General features: G+C 63.9%; 14 protein-coding genes. 13 read left to right on the forward strand and 1 reads right to left on the reverse strand.

All coding sequences use genetic code 11. The annotated features are described in order from the left end of the window. Nucleotides 1-21 precede the first annotated feature (21 nt). The 10 genes from ACSSVC_RS04875 to ACSSVC_RS04920 all read left to right on the forward strand — a co-directional run bounded on the left by ACSSVC_RS04875 (nucleotide 22) and on the right by ACSSVC_RS04920 (nucleotide 8,679). Nucleotides 22-837 carry an energy transducer TonB gene (locus tag ACSSVC_RS04875; RefSeq protein ID WP_265531645.1) on the forward strand — a complete coding sequence of 272 codons (816 nt, stop codon included), beginning with the start codon at nucleotides 22-24 and terminating at the stop codon, nucleotides 835-837. Between the two features lie 55 nt (nucleotides 838-892). Further along, nucleotides 893-1,618 (forward strand): MotA/TolQ/ExbB proton channel family protein, encoded by a 726-nt coding sequence (locus ACSSVC_RS04880; protein ID WP_123725356.1) that lies wholly within the window; start codon nucleotides 893-895, stop codon nucleotides 1,616-1,618. A 1-nt stretch (nucleotide 1,619) separates the two neighbouring features. After that, entirely contained in the window at nucleotides 1,620-2,021 is a 402-nt protein-coding gene (locus ACSSVC_RS04885) for an ExbD/TolR family protein (RefSeq protein ID WP_346634083.1), read from the forward strand. 390 nt (nucleotides 2,022-2,411) lie between these two features. Then, nucleotides 2,412-2,993, forward strand: a complete 582-nt coding sequence (locus ACSSVC_RS04890) for an alpha/beta hydrolase (protein ID WP_253166919.1) — start codon at nucleotides 2,412-2,414, stop codon at nucleotides 2,991-2,993. A 58-nt stretch (nucleotides 2,994-3,051) separates the two neighbouring features. Further along, complete coding sequence (locus ACSSVC_RS04895; protein ID WP_346634084.1) at nucleotides 3,052-3,984, forward strand: sigma 54-interacting transcriptional regulator; 933 nt, start codon at nucleotides 3,052-3,054, stop codon at nucleotides 3,982-3,984. Nucleotides 3,985-4,301: 317 nt separating this feature from the next. Further along, nucleotides 4,302-5,084, forward strand: coding sequence for a MetQ/NlpA family ABC transporter substrate-binding protein (locus ACSSVC_RS04900; protein WP_346634085.1), 783 nt, complete (start codon nucleotides 4,302-4,304; stop codon nucleotides 5,082-5,084). A 629-nt stretch (nucleotides 5,085-5,713) separates the two neighbouring features. Then, nucleotides 5,714-6,379, forward strand: coding sequence for an amino acid ABC transporter permease (locus ACSSVC_RS04905; RefSeq protein ID WP_011058611.1), 666 nt, complete (start codon nucleotides 5,714-5,716; stop codon nucleotides 6,377-6,379). After that, nucleotides 6,360-7,019 carry an amino acid ABC transporter permease gene (locus tag ACSSVC_RS04910; protein ID WP_346634086.1) on the forward strand — a complete coding sequence of 220 codons (660 nt, stop codon included), beginning with the start codon at nucleotides 6,360-6,362 and terminating at the stop codon, nucleotides 7,017-7,019. The genes ACSSVC_RS04905 and ACSSVC_RS04910 overlap by 20 nt, the downstream gene beginning before the upstream one ends. Next, nucleotides 7,016-7,798 (forward strand): amino acid ABC transporter ATP-binding protein, encoded by a 783-nt coding sequence (locus ACSSVC_RS04915; RefSeq protein ID WP_253166916.1) that lies wholly within the window; start codon nucleotides 7,016-7,018, stop codon nucleotides 7,796-7,798. The genes ACSSVC_RS04910 and ACSSVC_RS04915 overlap by 4 nt, the downstream gene beginning before the upstream one ends. Beyond that, nucleotides 7,795-8,679, forward strand: coding sequence for a transporter substrate-binding domain-containing protein (locus ACSSVC_RS04920; protein ID WP_346634087.1), 885 nt, complete (start codon nucleotides 7,795-7,797; stop codon nucleotides 8,677-8,679). Before ACSSVC_RS04915 ends, ACSSVC_RS04920 begins: the two co-directional genes overlap by 4 nt. Nucleotides 8,680-8,921: 242 nt before the next feature. On the opposite strand, the gene ACSSVC_RS04925 is transcribed toward ACSSVC_RS04920, so the two are convergent. Continuing rightward, a complete protein-coding gene (locus tag ACSSVC_RS04925) occupies nucleotides 8,922-10,082 on the reverse strand; it encodes an AAA family ATPase (protein ID WP_346634088.1) in 1,161 nt (386 codons plus the stop codon). Between the two features lie 259 nt (nucleotides 10,083-10,341). Between ACSSVC_RS04925 and ACSSVC_RS04930 the strand changes: the two genes are divergently transcribed. Genes ACSSVC_RS04930 through ACSSVC_RS04940 form a run of 3 tightly spaced genes read left to right on the forward strand, consistent with a single transcriptional unit; the run spans nucleotide 10,342 to nucleotide 15,586 of the window. Continuing rightward, nucleotides 10,342-11,436: an efflux RND transporter periplasmic adaptor subunit gene (locus ACSSVC_RS04930; protein WP_346634089.1), complete on the forward strand. Its 1,095-nt coding sequence runs from the start codon at nucleotides 10,342-10,344 to the stop codon at nucleotides 11,434-11,436. Then, nucleotides 11,433-12,503, forward strand: a complete 1,071-nt coding sequence (locus ACSSVC_RS04935) for an efflux RND transporter periplasmic adaptor subunit (protein ID WP_346634090.1) — start codon at nucleotides 11,433-11,435, stop codon at nucleotides 12,501-12,503. The genes ACSSVC_RS04930 and ACSSVC_RS04935 overlap by 4 nt, the downstream gene beginning before the upstream one ends. Beyond that, complete coding sequence (locus ACSSVC_RS04940; RefSeq protein ID WP_492612040.1) at nucleotides 12,500-15,586, forward strand: efflux RND transporter permease subunit; 3,087 nt, start codon at nucleotides 12,500-12,502, stop codon at nucleotides 15,584-15,586. The genes ACSSVC_RS04935 and ACSSVC_RS04940 overlap by 4 nt, the downstream gene beginning before the upstream one ends. Nucleotides 15,587-15,659 lie beyond the last annotated feature (73 nt).

Consider the following 15,659-nt stretch of genomic DNA (forward strand, 5'->3'; position numbering starts at 1 on the left):
AAGATCGTAGGGAGTGAATCCATGGGCAATGTCCAGACCGCCGCCAGTGCACACGAGGTGCTGTGGCGCCAGGCACCGAGCGGCGAGTTGGTCGACCTCGGCCGGCCTCACCGCTCGCCGCTGGGCCAATTACGTCTGCAACGGACGCCCAAGGGGGTATTGCGTCGTCGTGAGGCGATTCTTCTGGGCGTCGCGGCTCTGGTATTGCACGGTGCAGTGATCTACTGGCTGAGCCAGAAACCGACCCCGGTGCTGCCCATCGTGCCGCCGGAAATTCCGCCCATGACCATCGAATTTTCGCACCCGGCACCGCCCGTGGTGGAGCCGCCTCCGCCTGTGCCGGTACAACCAGTGGTGGAGCCGCCGCCTCCGGTGGAGGACGAGCTGGCGGTCAAGCCGCCACCGCCCAAGCCGGTGCCTAAACCCAAGCCCAAACCGGTACCCAAGCCCGAGCCGAAACCGGCGCCCAAGCCGGTGCAGCAGACCCCGGCGGCGCCGCAACCTGCGGCGCCAGTAGCCGCCCCGGCAGCGCCCGCGCCACCGGCCCCGGCTCCCGTGACCCCGGCTTCCGCCAGCGCCGCGTACCTGAAGAACCCGGCGCCGGAGTACCCGTCACTGGCTCAGCGCCGGGGTTGGGAAGGCACGGTGCTGCTGCGGGTGCATGTGCTGGCCAGCGGCAAGCCCGGAGAGATCCAGATTCAGAAGAGCAGCGGTCGCCAGCAACTCGACGATGCGGCCCTGGCTGCGGTCAAGCGCTGGAGTTTCGTCCCGGCCAAGCAGGGCGATGTGGCCCAAGACGGCTGGGTCAGCGTACCCATCGATTTCAAGATTCATTGAGCCGCAAGGCCGATCAAATAACGCGCGCTAAACGCTTACACAGAGGGAACACATCATGACGTTACTGGCATCTCCACTGGAATCCATCGAAAGCGCGGTGATCTGGCTGTTGGTGGTCTTCTCCGTCGCCACCTGGGGCCTGGCCCTGGTCAAGGGCGTGCAGTTCGCCCGCCTCAAGTCCCAGGATCGCAAGTTCCACAATCAGTTCTGGGCGGCGTCCAGCCTCGACTCCGCCGCCTCCCTGAGTGAAACCCAGCCCGGCGCGGCGGCCCGCGTGGCCCAGGCCGGCTATGCGGCGATCCAGGTCGGCGAAGCGCCCCATGCCGCGGACCTGAGCCAGGCGATCAACCATCAGGACCGTCTCGAACGCGCCCTGCGCCAGCAGATCGTGCGTGAGCGCCGCTCCCTGGAAACCGGCTTGGCGGTGGTCGCCAGTATCGGTAGCACCTCGCCCTTTATCGGTCTGTTCGGCACCGTGTGGGGGATCATGGAAGCCTTGAAAGGCATCAGCGCGGCGGGCTCTGCCAGCCTGGAAACCGTGGCCGGGCCGATCGGCGCGGCCCTGGTGGCCACCGGCGTGGGGATCGCCGTCGCGGTGCCGGCGGTGCTGGTTTACAACTACTTCCTGCGGCGCCTGAAGCTCACGGCTGCGGACCTGGATGACTTTGCCCACGACTTCTACAGCCTGGCGCAGAAGAACTCGTTCCGTGTGCTGATCCACCCGAGCGTGCACAAGGCTGCGGCCCAGGGCAGTCAACAGAAAGTGAAGGAGGCGTCCTGATATGGCCTTCTCCACCCAAGACAGCGATGAGGTGCTGAGCGAGATCAACGTCACCCCGCTGGTGGACGTGATGCTGGTACTGCTGGTGGTGTTCATCGTCACCGCGCCGCTGCTGACCAACGCCATTCCCATCAACCTGCCCAAGACCGAGGCCGTGGCCCCGGTGGAGCAGAAGGACCCGCTGGTGGTGAGCATCGACGGCGCCGGCAAACTCTTTATCAACAAGGACGAGATCCAGCCGGATCTGCTGGAAACCAATTTGCAAGCGGCCAAGCTCAAGGACCCGCAAGTGCGGGTCCAACTGCAGGCCGACGATGGCGTCAACTACGGGGAAGTGGCCCGGGCCATGGCGTCCATCGAGCGTGCGGGCATCACCAAGCTGTCGGTGATTACCGCGCGCTGAAACCGAGCAACAAAGCCACGACTTTTCAGGCCGTCTCCTTGGCAGGGTGCGGCCTTTTTTTTGCCTGACGAAAACCCACCTGCAAAGCCCCCCACCGACATGCCCTCCCGTTGGCCCCTTCGCCGGCAAGAACACCACCGAAATCGCGCCAGCTGCAGGAGCTGGCTTGCCAGCGAAGGCGTCCTTGAGAGCGGCGCAAGGCTTGAGGGGCCTCTTCGCCGGCAAGCCGGCTCCTACAAGACCGCCAGCGAAATCGCGTCGGCTCCTGCGGAGGGCGAAGGGATTTTCATATTCATTTAAGGTATTAATAAATAGCTTCTTATTCCTTAACGAATATAAATCCCCTCCCTATACTCGTCCGGGAACAGACACGCAGCAGGAGAGTTCCCCATGCGCAACGAATCCATTCGCTACTTGATTGTGCCGGGCTGGCAAGGATCGCCAGAAGATCATTGGCAAACCCATTGGCAGAACAGCCTGCCCAACAGTGCGCGGGTGGAGCAGGCCGATTGGCTGACGCCGCGTCGCGAAGACTGGGTAGCGGCCCTGGCGGAAGCCATCGCCATCGACGACACGCCGGTGATCCTGATTGCCCACAGCCTGGGTTGCATCACCGTGGCTCACTGGGCGGCTCGCGCGCCCGTAGCGGCGCTGCGCCAGGTACGCGGTGCGCTGTTGGTGGCGCCGGCGGATGTCGAGCGCCCGGCCTGTGCGCCGGCCCTGCGCAATTTCGCGCCTATCCCTCGGGACCTGTTGCCGTTCCCCAGCCAGGTGGTGAGCTCGGACAACGACAGCGCCGTCAGTGCGCCGCGTGCCTTGGAGCTGGCCCGCGACTGGGGCGCCGAAGCCGGGATTCTGGCGGGAGCCGGGCATATCAACGTCAAGTCCGGCCACCAGCGCTGGGAGCAGGGATTCGCCTATCTCTATCGCCTGCAGAACCGCATGGAACAACACGCCCTGCGTCGTGCCTGACCGTCTTTTTCTTGTTTAAACGCCCCCGTCCTCAGGCGGTTTTGGGCGGGAGTCTGCCATGAGTCCTCACACCCCTTTCGGTCAGCCGCTGCTGACCTTTCCCGATGCGGAAAAAAGCCCCCTGAGCATCCGCGCCAAGGCGCTGGTGTTCGTCGATCCGCGTTCGCGGCAACTGCGTGAAGAGCTGGAGCAACTGGCGCCCCGGGCGATCTCGGTGCTGATCCGTGGTGAAACCGGGACCGGCAAGGAGCTGCTGGCCCGGCATATCCACCGTGCCAGTGATCGCGGCGGGTTGTTCGTCTCGGTCAACTGCGGAGCCATCAGCCCCACCTACGCCGACGCCGAACTGTTCGGCTATGCCGCCGGCAGTTTCAGCGGTTCTGCCAGCAGCCGTGCCGGCTGGTTCGGTTCGGCCAATGGCGGAACCCTGTACCTGGACGAGATCGGCGACTTGCCGCTGCCGATCCAGACCAAGCTGCTGGCAGCCCTGGAGAACCACGAAGTGACCAGGGTCGGCGCCCAGCAACCGAGCCCGGTGGATGTGCGCCTGGTGGCGGCCACCAGCATCGACCTGGCCCAGGCGGTGGCGGCGGGCAAGTTTCATGAGCGCCTGTACCGCTACCTCAGCGAGGGCCAGCTGGAATTGCCAGCGCTGCGCGAGCGGGTCGGGGATATCGAATCCCTGGCCGAGTACTTCCTGGGGATCTACAGCCAGCGCCTGGACCTGCCGGTGCCGCTGATCAGCGAAACTGCGCAGCAAGCTTTGGAACGCCACAGCTGGCCGGGCAATACCCGGGAGCTGGAAAACGTTATTCACTTTGCGCTGCTGGTCAGTGGTGGCGAGGAGATCCTGCCGGAGCATCTCAACCTGCCACCGACGCCTTCGCCGCTGGAGCAGATCGAGCAGCTGCTGCGGCAGATCGGCGACAGCGGATCCGCTGCCGAGCGCCAGGCGCTGCACCTGTTGCTGCAACGCACCGCCCTGACCTGAAACCCCGGCCACCGTAGGAGCTGGCTTGCCAGCGAAGGCGTGCGCAAGGGCGATGCAAGGCTGAGGGCCTGTTCGCCGGCAAGCGCAGCGCCGCCCGGCCGGCTCCTACGAAAGGTTGGTCCGACAGGCGGGAAATCGCAGGCCAGAGCGCTGGGATGCTGTATGAACAAAATGGAATATGAACGTGAACAAAAGATATTGTTCGGGAATAAAAAATCTCGGTATTGTCCGCTCCACGCCAGCAGTGGCACATCACTGGCACCTTGATAAGCACCTTATTTGAAGCCGTCGTCGATTCCGACACCTAAGGACCTTGCATGAAAAAAGTTCTGTTGTTCACCGCACTGGCGGCAGCCCTGAGCGCAGGTATTGCCCAGGCCGGCGAGAAGCTGGTCGTAGCCGCGACCCCGGTGCCCCACGCCGAGATTCTCGAGCTGATCAAGCCAACCCTGGCCAAGGAAGGCGTGGACCTGGAAATCAAAGTCTTCACCGACTACGTGCAACCCAACGTGCAGGTCGATCAGAAGCGTCTGGACGCCAACTACTTCCAGACCCTGCCGTACCTGAAGAGCTTCAACGAAGGCAAGGGCACCCACCTGGAAACCGTGATCGGTGTGCACGTCGAACCTTTCGGCGGCTACTCGAAGAAGGTCAAGTCCCTGGCCGAGCTGAAAGATGGCGCCACCATTGCCATTCCCAACGAAGGCAGCAACAGCGGCCGCGCCCTGATCCTGCTGCAGAAGGCCGGTCTGATCGAGCTCAAGGACCCGAAGAACGCCGTGTCCACGCCGAAGGACATCGCCAAGAACCCGCACAACTTCAAGTTCAAGGAGCTTGAGTCGGCCATGCTGCCACGGGTCCTGGATCAGGTTGACCTGGACATGATCAACACCAACTACGCCCTGGAAGCCGGTCTGAACCCGGCGAAGGATGCGCTGATCATCGAAGGTTCCGATTCGCCTTACGTGAACTACCTGGTGGCCCGTCCGGACAACAAGAACAGCCCGGCCATCCAGAAGCTGGCCAAGGCCCTGACCAGCCCAGAGGTCAAAGCCTTTATCGAGAAGAAATACAGCGGTGCAGTACTGCCGGCGTTCTGATGAACTAGGCTACTGACGCGACAAACCCCTTCAAGGTTTGAACGCCGACGGCTATCACAGCGTCGGCGTTTTTTATTGCGCCCGCGAAAGTCGTAGAAGCCTGGCGAGGCGCGCTTGGGGGATGCAGCGCTTTTTGGACGCCATCACTCAACTCCCGTAGGAGCCGGCTTGCCGGCGAAGAGGCCTTCGAGATTTGTATCGCTCTTACGGGCGCCTTCGCTGGCAAGCCAGCTCCTACACAAGCCTGCTCCTGCACAAGCAAACTGCTACAGCGGAGCGCTCTTGGCGGTGGCTTGGGTGGCTCGGCGCAACGCCGTCAGCCATTTCATCAATTCGTGGGGGTCCAGCGGTTGCGGGGTCTTTGCATCGGCCATGACGGTCGTCCTTGAGAGGTTCAGCGTCCAGTGGTGGGGTGTGGGCGCGAAAGCTCCGTTCGACCCGGTAGAAAAGGTAGTAGCCCTGCGCCAGCCCGGCAAATCCGCGGGTTAGGTTTTTGGGTGATATCAATATGCTTTAACGGTATTTAAAATCTTTTTTTATAGCTATAAAGTTGCCGCAGCCGGGCGGTTACCCATCGCCCCATGGACTGCACCACCGCCGCTGTACCCCAGCGGCGTCCAGGACTTTCAATGACCCTCGATTACGCTTTTATCCTCAGCACCTTGCCGGCCTTTCTCAAGGCCGTGGGGGTGACCCTGCAGGTCGGCTTGATCGCCATCGGCACTTCCTTGCTGGTGGCCCTGATCAACGCCACGCTTCTGGTGTTTCGCACCCCTTATCTGCACCGGCTGATAGGCCTGTACGTGGAGCTGGCGCGTAATACACCGCTGCTGATCCAGCTGTTCTTCGTCTACTTCGCCTTGCCGGCCCTGGGAATCAAGGTCTCCGGCTTCACCGCGGCGATCATCACCATGACGTTTCTCGGCGGTGCCTACCTCACCGAAGTGCTGCGGGCCGGCGTGGAAGCCGTACCCCAGGCGCAGTTGGAATCGGGGCGCTCCATTGGCCTGTCGCAGTGGCAGTTGCTGCGCTACGTGATCCTGCCCCAGGCCGGGATTCTCAGCCTGCCGTCGCTGTTCGCCAATTTCATTTTCCTGCTCAAGGAAACCACCGTGGTCTCGGCGGTGGCGGTGCCGGAAATTCTCTACACCACCAAGAGCTACATCGCCCTGTACTACAAGACCTACGAAATGCTCGCGGTGCTGACGCTGATCTGCGTGCTGTTGTTCCTGCCGTTGTCGCTGTTGCTCAGCCGTCTGGAAAGGAGGCTGCAACATGGCCAGTTCGGGTCTTGAGTTACTGCTGGTGTCCTTGCCGCAACTGGCCCGGGGCGCTGCGCAGACCTTGTCGATTTCCCTGCTGAGCATTGCCTTCAGCACCCTGGGCGGGGTGCTCTACGGTGTGCTGCGCAGCCTGCAACGCAAGGTGCTGGACGTGCCGCTGCGGATCTACCTGGAGCTGTTCCGGGCGATCCCGGTGCTGGTCTGGCTGTACCTGCTGTTCTTCGGCTTTCCGATCTTCTTCGGCATCAGCATTCCCAGCTTCACCTGCGCGGTGCTGGTGCTGTCGCTGTGGGGCGCCAGCGAAGTCGGCGAGGTGGTGCGCGGGGCCCTGCAATCCCTGCCCCGGGGCCAGCGTGAAGCGGGCCTGTCCATCGGTCTTTCCGGTGTCCAGTTGTACGGCTACGTATTGCTGCCCCAGGCGCTGAAACGCATGACGCCGCCGACCATCAACGTCTACACGCGAATCATCAAGACCAGTTCCCTGGCGGTGCTGATCGGCGTGGTGGACGTGATCAAGGTTGGCCAGCAGATCATCGAGCGCACCTACGAATCGGTGCTGATCTACGGCGTTCTGTTCCTGTTTTTCTTCTTTATCTGCTACCCGTTGTCGGCCGCCTCTCGCGTGCTGGAACGGCGCTGGACGCAAGCATGAGCGCATTGATCGAGTTCCAGGGTTTCAACAAATTCTTTGGCCCGCAGCAGGTGCTCAAGGAGGTCGACCTCAGCGTGGCCGCAGGGGAGGTGATCGTCATCCTCGGCCCCAGCGGCTGCGGCAAGAGCACCCTGCTGCGCTGCCTCAACGGCCTGGAAACCGCCCACAGCGGCCACCTGCGTTTCGCCGGGCGCGAGCTGCTCAGCCCCGGCACTGACTGGCGTCTGGTGCGCCAGCAGATCGGCATGGTGTTCCAGAGTTACCACCTGTTCCCCCACATGAATGTGCTGGACAACATCCTCCTCGGGCCGCTCAAGGTGCAAAAGCGCGAGCCCCGCGAAGCCCGGGCCCAGGCCGAAACGCTGCTGGAGCGGGTGGGCCTGCTGGACAAGCGCGAAGCCTTTCCCCGGCAGTTGTCCGGCGGCCAGCAGCAACGCATCGCCATCGTCCGCTCGTTGTGCATGAACCCCCAGGTGATGCTGTTCGATGAGGTCACCGCGGCCCTTGATCCGGAGATGGTCAAGGAAGTGCTGCAGGTGATCCAGGGCCTGGCCCGGGACGGCATGACCCTGTTGATCGTCACCCATGAAATGGCCTTCGCCCGGGCCGTGGCCGACCGCATCGTGTTCATGGATGGCGGGCGCATCGTGGAACAGAACACCCCCGAGGCTTTCTTCACGAACCCGCAGAGCGCACGCGCGCAGCAGTTCCTGGAGAAGTTCTCCTTCGTTGAAGCACTGCCCAAGAAAGCCCCTAAAAAGGAACTGGAGCTCTTATGAAAACTGCCAAGTCTTCGCTGTTGTTACTGCCGCTGTTCGGTCTGGCCCTGCTGGCCGGCTGCGATAAATCCGCCGAGGCACCCAAGCCTGCGGCCACCGCTGCCAGCGCCGCGCCGGCGGCCGGCTACCTGGACAAGATCAAGGCCCGGGACAAGCTGATCGTCGGTGTATTCACCGACAAGCCGCCGTTCGGTTTCGTCGATGAAACCGGGCGCTATGTGGGTTTTGATACCGACATCGGCCGGCGACTGGCCAAGGACCTGCTGGGGGACGAGAACAAAGTCGAATTCGTCGCCGTGGAACCGGCCAGCCGCATTCCCTTCCTGCAGAGCGACAAGGTCGACCTGATCCTGGCCAACATGACCGTGACCCCGGAGCGCAAGGAAGCGGTGGAATTCACCAACCCCAACCTCAAGGTGGCGGTACAGGCCCTGGTGCCTGAAGGCAGCGTGGTGAAGAGCCTGGATGACCTGGCGAGCCGCACCACCATCGTCACCACCGGCACCACTGCGGACATCTGGCTGACCCAGAACCACCCGGACTGGAAACTGCTCAAGTTCGAGAAGAACACCGAGTCCCTGCAAGCCCTGGCCAATGGCCGTGGCGATGCCTACGCCCAGGACAACCTGATTCTGTTCAGCTGGTCCAAGCAGAACCCGGGCTACCGTGTACTGCCGCAGACTCTGGGCGAGCAGGCGCCGATTGCCCCGGCGGTGAAGAAGGGCAACATCGAACTGCGGGACTGGGTGAATGCCGAACTGGCCAAGCTGGGCGAAGAGAAGTACCTGCTCAAGCTGTATGACCAGTACGTGCGCAAAGAGCTGAGCGACGACACCAAGCCTGAGAGCGTGATTGTCGAAGGCGGCAAATGGCAGGGCTGACCCCTCCTCCCTTCGCGTAGGAGCTGGCTGGCCAGCGAAGGCGTCCGTGAGGGCGATGCAGGGCTTGAGGGCCTATTCGCCAGCAAGCTGGCTCCTACGGGGGGGCGTATTGCGTTTGAGCCTTGTAGGAGCTGGCTTGCCAGCGAAGGCGTCCGCGAGGGCGATGCAGGGCTTGAGGGCCTCTTCGCCAGCAAGCTGGCTCCTACGACGGGGGCATGGCAATCGGGGCCGGCGGGGAGGGTTCAATCGGGCCAGTACCAGGCCGGTTCGTCGAGCAGGCGCTGGCCGACGATGCCGGTCTGGCCCAGCTCTTTCTCCAGCACGATGCAGTTGCACTCGGGGTCTTCCTGCAAGGCTGCGATCAGGCGCCGGGCGTGGGACACCACCCACACCTGGCACTGCTCTGAAGCCCTGATGATCAAGCGCGCCAGGGCCGGCAACAGGTCCGGGTGCAGGCTGGTCTCCGGTTCGTTGAGCACCATCAGGCTCGGCGGGCGCGGGGTCAGCAGGGCCGCTACCAGCAACAGGTAGCGCAAGGTGCCGTCCGACAGTTCCGCCGCCGACAACGGCCGCAACAATCCCTCCTGATAGAACTCGATGGCAAAGCGTCCACCCTGCAGCGGGGCGATGTTCAGCCGTGCGCCGGGGAAGGCGTCGCTGATGGCTGCCTGTAATGCCTCGGGGTCGCCGATCTCGCGAATGGTCTGCAACGCCGCCGCCAGGTCGCGGCCATCGTGATGCAGCACCGGAGTGCGGGTACCCAGCTGCGGCTGGCGCACCGGGGCTTCGCTGTCGCTGCGAAAGTGATCGTAGAAACGCCAGCGACGAATGAACTCGCGCATCTGCAGCACTTCCGGCGAGCCGCGCAGGCTGCCCACCTGATCGAACAGGCTGTCGAAGTCCGGCGTGTGCTGGGCCAGCACATCCCAGCTGCGGCCCTGACGCGCGCGGATCAGCGGGCCGTCGCGGTCCACCAGCAGGCTCGCGGGACGGTAGAAGGGGCCGGACCAGATGCATTCCTTCTTGATCTGCGGGTCCAGGGAAAACACCGAGCGGCTGGGCTCCGGCAAACCCAGGGCGATGGCGTAGCTGAAGTCTTCTGCGGCAAAGCCCAGGCGCAGGCGCTTGCTGGAAGAGCGCACGCTGGCCTCGATCGGCACTTCGCCGTTGCGCATGCGCCGGGTGAGGGTTTCCGGCCCGGCCCAGAAGGTCGAATCCAGCCCGCCTTCCCGGGCCAGGGCGTTGACCACGCCGCCCTGGGCGGTCTCTGCCAGCAGGCGCAGGGCCCGGTACAGGTTGGACTTGCCGCTGCCATTGGCGCCGGTGATCAGGTTCAGTCGCCCGAGGGGAATCACCAGTTTGTTGATGGAGCGGTAATTGGCCACCGCCAGGGTCTTGAGCATGCCGGGTCTCCTGTTGCGTGGTGCGCAGTGTGCCTGATTTGTAGAGCGGGAGCTTGCTTGCGGCGGCCCTCGAAACCGAGGTTGTGCTTGCCAGGATAGAGCGCGTCGAGGGCCGTTGCGGCTGCTGCGCAGCCGAGCGGGAGCAAGCTCCCTCGCCACCGAAGCCCTCACTGATGAGACCGGCGTGCAAGGGTTGAACCCTGTTCTAAGCTCACAGTCGTAACGTCACTGGCGCGACGATCAAGCACAAGGAGCCTGCATGGCTGGTCTCAAATCGAGGTGGATAGTGGGGCTGAGTCTGCTGGCTCTGCTCGGCGGTTGCGGAGCGGAAAAGCCGACCGAGAAGGAGCGCCCGCGGGTGCGTATCCAGGAAGTGCAGAGCAGCGATTTTGCCCCGTCGGTGACCCTCACCGGTGACGTCCAGGCCCGGGTGCAGACCGAATTGTCGTTCCGTGTCGGCGGCAAGATCATCCAGCGTCTGGTGGATGTCGGCGACCGGGTTTCCGCCCAGCAGGTGTTGGCCCGGCTCGATCCCAAGGATTTGCAGACCAATGTCGACTCCGCCGCTGCCGCGGTGTTTGCCGAACAGGCACGGGTCAAGCAGGCCAGCGCAGCCTTCGTCCGCCAGCAGAAACTCTTGCCCAAGGGCTACACCAGCCAGAGCGAATACGATTCGGCCCAGGCCGCCCTGCGTAGCAGCCAGAGCGCTTTGAGCGCGGCCCAGGCGCAGTTGGCCAATGCCCGGGAGCAGTTGAGCTACACCGAGCTGGTGGCCGAGGCGCCGGGGGTGATCACCGCACGCCAGGCCGAGGTGGGCCAGGTGGTGCAGGCCACCATGCCGATCTTCAGCCTGGCCCGGGACGGCGAGCGCGATGCGGTATTCAACGTCTATGAATCGCTGCTGATGCAGCCGCCGGGCCAGGAAACCATCCACATCAGCCTGCTGGACAACCCCAAGGTGGCGACCACCGGCAAAGTCCGCGAGGTGACCCCGGTGGTCTCGGCCCAGAGCGGTACGGTGCAGGTCAAGGTGGTGCTCGATTCACTGCCGGCGGGCATGGACCTGGGCTCGGTGGTCAGTGCCACCGCCCGGGCCCATGGCAAGGCCACGGTGGTGCTGCCTTGGTCAGCCTTGACCAAGAATCTCAGCGAGCCGGCGGTGTGGCTGGTGGGCGAGGACGGCAAGACCGTGCTGCACAGCGTCAAGGTCGGGCGTTACCTGACCGGCAAGGTGATCATCAGCGACGGCCTCAAGGGGGGCGAGAAAGTGGTGGTGGCCGGAGGGCAGTTGTTGCACCCGGGGATGTTCGTCGAGATTGCCTCGGCCACCCAGGGTCAGGGAGCACAACCATGAAGCGCCTGTTGCCGTTGTTATGGGTCAGCACCTTGCTACTGGGCTGCTCCAAGGAAGAACCGGCGCCGGAGCCGGTGCGTCCGGTGCTGTCGATCCAGGTGGCACCGCAATCCGAGGAAAGCCTGGGGCGCTTTGCCGGCAACATCCAGGCCCGTTATGAAACCAACCTGGGCTTCCGGGTGCCGGGGCGGATTGCCAACCGCAATGTCGATGTCGGCGCCGAAGTGGGTCCCGGGGACTTGCTGGCGACCCTCGACCCCACCGATCAGCAGAACCAGCTGCGGGCCGCCCAGGGCGATCTGGCCAAGGTCCAGGCGCAGTGGATCAACGCCCAGGCCAATGCCCGGCGCCAGCAGGAGCTGTTCGACCGTGGTGTCGGCGCCCAGGCGCAACTGGACATCGCCCAGACCGACCTGAAGACCACCGGCGCGTCCCTGGATCAGGCCAAGGCTTCCGTACGCCAGGCCCAGGACCAGCTCAACTACAGCCAACTGCGCAGCGATCACGGCGGCGTGGTCACCGCCTGGAACGCCGAAGCCGGGCAGGTGGTGACCGCCGGCCAGCAGGTGGTGACCCTGGCCCGGCCGGAGATCAAGGAAGCGGTGATCGACCTGCCGGCGACCCTGGTGGATCAACTGCCGGCGGACGTGGAGTTCAAGGTCGCGGCCCAGCTCGATCCAAGCATCAGCACCACGGCCACGGTGCGCGAGATCGAGCCCCAGGCCCAGAGCGCGACCCGTACCCGTCGCGCCCGCCTGACCCTCAAGGACACCCCCGAGGCCTTTCGCCTGGGCACCGCCATCAGCGTGACCCTGAGCTCCGCCATCGAGCCGCGCACCGAGTTGCCCCTGACGGCCCTGCAAGAGGTGGATGGCCAGACCCGGATCTGGGTCATCGATCTGCAGAGCCAGACTGTTGCCCCCCGGGAGATCAAGGTGCTCAGCCGCGACAGCGATTCGGCGCTGATTAGCCAGGGGGTCAAGCCCGGCGAGCGCATCGTCAGTGCCGGGGTCAACAGCCTCAAGCCGGGGCAGAAAGTCAAAATCGATGAGGACCGCGCACAATGACGCCTGACAGCAAAGGGAGCTTCAACCTGTCCGAGTGGGCGATCAAGCATCAGTCCTTCGTCTGGTACCTGATGTTCGTTGCGCTGCTGATGGGCGTGTTTTCCTACATGAACCTGGGGCGTGAGGAAGACCCGTCCTTCACCATCAAGACCATGGTGATCCAGACCCGCTGGCCCGGCGCGACCCAGGAAGAAACCCTGAAGCAGGTCACCGACCGCATCGAGAAAAAACTCGAGGAGCTGGACTCTCTCGACTACGTGAAAAGCTACACCCGCCCCGGCGAATCGACGGTGTTCGTCTACCTGCGCGACACCACCAGTGCCAAGGACATCCCCGAGATCTGGTACCAGGTGCGCAAGAAGATCAACGACATCCGCGGCGACTTTCCCCAGGGTTTGCAGGGGCCGGGTTTCAACGATGAATTCGGCGATGTGTTCGGCTCGGTCTATGCCTTCACCGCTGATGGTCTGAGCATGCGCCAGCTGCACGACTACGTGGAACAGGTACGGGCGCAGATCCGCGAAGTGCCGAACCTGGGCAAAGTGGAGATGGTCGGCGAGCAGGACGAAGTCATCTACCTGAACTTCTCCACGCGCAAGCTGGCGGCCCTGGGCATCGACCAGCGCCAGGTCCTGCAAAGCCTGCAAGCGCAGAACGCGGTGACCCCGGCCGGGGTGATCGAGGCCGGGCCGGAGCGGATCTCGGTGCGCACTTCGGGGCAGTTCGCCTCGGAGAAGGACCTGGCCACGGTCAACCTGCGCCTCAACGACCGCTTCTATCGCCTGGCGGACATCGCCGACATCAGTCGCGGCTACGTCGACCCTTCTACACCGCTGTTCCGTTTCAACGGTCAGCCGGCCATCGGCCTGGCCATTGCCATGAAGAAGGGCGGCAACATCCAGGACTTCGGCAAGGCCCTGCATGCGCGCATGGACCAACTGACCGCCGACCTGCCGATCGGCATCGGCGTGCACAAGGTGTCCGATCAGGCCGAGGTGGTGCAGGAGGCGGTGGGCGGTTTCACCAGCGCCTTGTTCGAGGCGGTGATCATCGTGCTGGTGGTGAGCTTCATCAGCCTCGGGGTGCGCGCCGGGCTGGTGGTGGCCTGCTCGATCCCGCTGGTGCTGGCCATGGTTTTCGTGTTCATGGAGTACAGCGGCATCACCATGCAGCGGATCTCCCTGGGGGCGCTGATCATTGCCCTGGGGCTGTTGGTGGACGACGCCATGATCACCGTGGAGATGATGGTCACGCGCCTGGAGAAGGGCGAAAGCAAGGAGCAGGCGGCGACCTTCGCCTACACCTCCACCGCCTTCCCGATGCTCACCGGGACCCTGGTGACCGTGGCCGGCTTCGTGCCCATCGGCCTCAATGCCAGCTCCGCTGGTGAGTACACCTTCACCCTGTTCGCGGTGATCGCCGTGGCCATGCTGGTGTCGTGGATAGTCGCGGTGCTGTTTGCCCCGGTGATCGGCATCCACATCCTCAGCACCAACGTCAAACCCCACTCCGAGGAGCCGGGGCGCGTCGGTCGCGCCTTCAATGGCGGCTTGCTCTGGGCCATGCGCAACCGCTGGTGGGCGATTGGCATCACCGTGCTGCTGTTTTTCGCCTCGGTGTTCTGCATGCGTTTCGTGCAGAACCAGTTCTTTCCGTCTTCCGATCGGCCGGAGATCCTGGTGGACCTCAACCTGCCGCAGAACGCCTCGATCAACGAGACCCGCATGGCCGTGGACCGGCTGGAAGCGACCCTCAAGGACGACCCGGACATCGAGCGCTGGAGCACCTACATCGGCGAGGGCGCGATCCGTTTCTACCTGCCCCTGGACCAGCAACTGCAGAACCCCTACTACGCCCAACTGGTGATCGTCAGCAAGGGCCTGGAGCAGCGCACGGCGCTGACCCAGCGCTTGCAGAAGCGCCTGCGCGAAGATTTCGTCGGCATCGGCAGCTATGTGCAGGCCCTGGAAATGGGCCCGCCAGTGGGGCGGCCGATTCAGTACCGGGTCAGCGGCAAGGACATCGACCAGGTGCGCAAGCACGCCATCGACCTGGCCACTGAACTGGACAAGAACCCGCACATCGGCGAGATCATCTACGACTGGAACGAACCCGGCAAAGTGCTGCGCATCGACATCGCCCAGGACAAGGCGCGGCAACTGGGGCTGTCCTCCGAAGACGTGGCGCAACTGATGAACAGCATCGTCAGCGGCTCCACCGTGACCCAGGTGCATGACGACATCTACCTGATCAACGTGGTCGGCCGTGCCGACGACAGTGAACGCGACTCACCGGAAACCCTGCAGAACCTGCAGATCGTCACCCCCAATGGCACCTCGATTCCGCTGCTGGCCTTCGCCACGGTGCGCTACGAACTGGAGCAGCCGCTGGTGTGGCGCCGCGACCGCAAACCCACCATCACCATCAAGGCCGCAGTGCGCGACGCGATCCAGCCCACGGATCTGGTCAAGCAACTGAAGCCGGACATCGAGCAGTTTGCCGCGCAGTTGCCGGCCGGCTACTCGGTGGCCACCGGCGGCACCGTGGAGGAAAGCGGCAAGGCCCAGGGGCCGATCGCCAAAGTGGTGCCGCTGATGCTGTTCCTCATGGCGACCTTTCTGATGATCCAGCTGCACAGCGTGCAGAAGCTGTTCCTGGTGGCCAGCGTTGCGCCCCTCGGGCTGATCGGCGTGGTCCTGGCCCTGGTGCCCACGGGCACGCCCATGGGCTTTGTGGCGATCCTCGGGATTCTTGCGCTGATCGGCATCATCATCCGCAACTCGGTGATCCTGGTGACCCAGATCGACGAATACGAGCGCGAGGGTTATCACCCTTGGGACGCGGTACTGGAAGCCACCCACCATCGGCGTCGACCTATCCTGCTGACCGCCGCGGCGGCCAGCCTGGGGATGATCCCGATTGCCCGCGAAGTGTTCTGGGGGCCGATGGCCTACGCCATGATTGGCGGCATCATCGTTGCCACCTTGCTGACCTTGCTGTTCCTCCCGGCGCTGTACGTGGCCTGGTACAAGATCAAGGAGCCGAGCCAAGACACCGACCGCAACCGCCCCACCGCCCCGTAGGAGCTGGCTATTTCAGTAGGAGCTGGCTTGCCAGCGAAGAGGCCCGAGAGGCGGGCGCCTGATCCGGAAACGC

Source organism: Pseudomonas sp. E1BtOHC1, assembly GCF_058744285.1.

Bases quoted from the DNA above. Each gene is read 5' to 3' on its own strand.
- ACSSVC_RS04875 (WP_265531645.1), top strand. From the start codon at position 22: ATGGGCAATGTCCAGACCGCCGCCAGTGCACACGAGGTGCTGTGGCGC.
- ACSSVC_RS04880 (WP_123725356.1), top strand. From the start codon at position 893: ATGACGTTACTGGCATCTCCACTGGAATCCATCGAAAGCGCGGTGATC.
- ACSSVC_RS04885 (WP_346634083.1), top strand. From the start codon at position 1,620: ATGGCCTTCTCCACCCAAGACAGCGATGAGGTGCTGAGCGAGATCAAC.
- ACSSVC_RS04890 (WP_253166919.1), top strand. From the start codon at position 2,412: ATGCGCAACGAATCCATTCGCTACTTGATTGTGCCGGGCTGGCAAGGA.
- ACSSVC_RS04895 (WP_346634084.1), top strand. From the start codon at position 3,052: ATGAGTCCTCACACCCCTTTCGGTCAGCCGCTGCTGACCTTTCCCGAT.
- ACSSVC_RS04900 (WP_346634085.1), top strand. From the start codon at position 4,302: ATGAAAAAAGTTCTGTTGTTCACCGCACTGGCGGCAGCCCTGAGCGCA.
- ACSSVC_RS04905 (WP_011058611.1), top strand. From the start codon at position 5,714: ATGACCCTCGATTACGCTTTTATCCTCAGCACCTTGCCGGCCTTTCTC.
- ACSSVC_RS04910 (WP_346634086.1), top strand. From the start codon at position 6,360: ATGGCCAGTTCGGGTCTTGAGTTACTGCTGGTGTCCTTGCCGCAACTG.
- ACSSVC_RS04915 (WP_253166916.1), top strand. From the start codon at position 7,016: ATGAGCGCATTGATCGAGTTCCAGGGTTTCAACAAATTCTTTGGCCCG.
- ACSSVC_RS04920 (WP_346634087.1), top strand. From the start codon at position 7,795: ATGAAAACTGCCAAGTCTTCGCTGTTGTTACTGCCGCTGTTCGGTCTG.
- ACSSVC_RS04925 (WP_346634088.1), bottom strand. From the start codon at position 10,082: ATGCTCAAGACCCTGGCGGTGGCCAATTACCGCTCCATCAACAAACTG.
- ACSSVC_RS04930 (WP_346634089.1), top strand. From the start codon at position 10,342: ATGGCTGGTCTCAAATCGAGGTGGATAGTGGGGCTGAGTCTGCTGGCT.
- ACSSVC_RS04935 (WP_346634090.1), top strand. From the start codon at position 11,433: ATGAAGCGCCTGTTGCCGTTGTTATGGGTCAGCACCTTGCTACTGGGC.
- ACSSVC_RS04940 (WP_492612040.1), top strand. From the start codon at position 12,500: ATGACGCCTGACAGCAAAGGGAGCTTCAACCTGTCCGAGTGGGCGATC.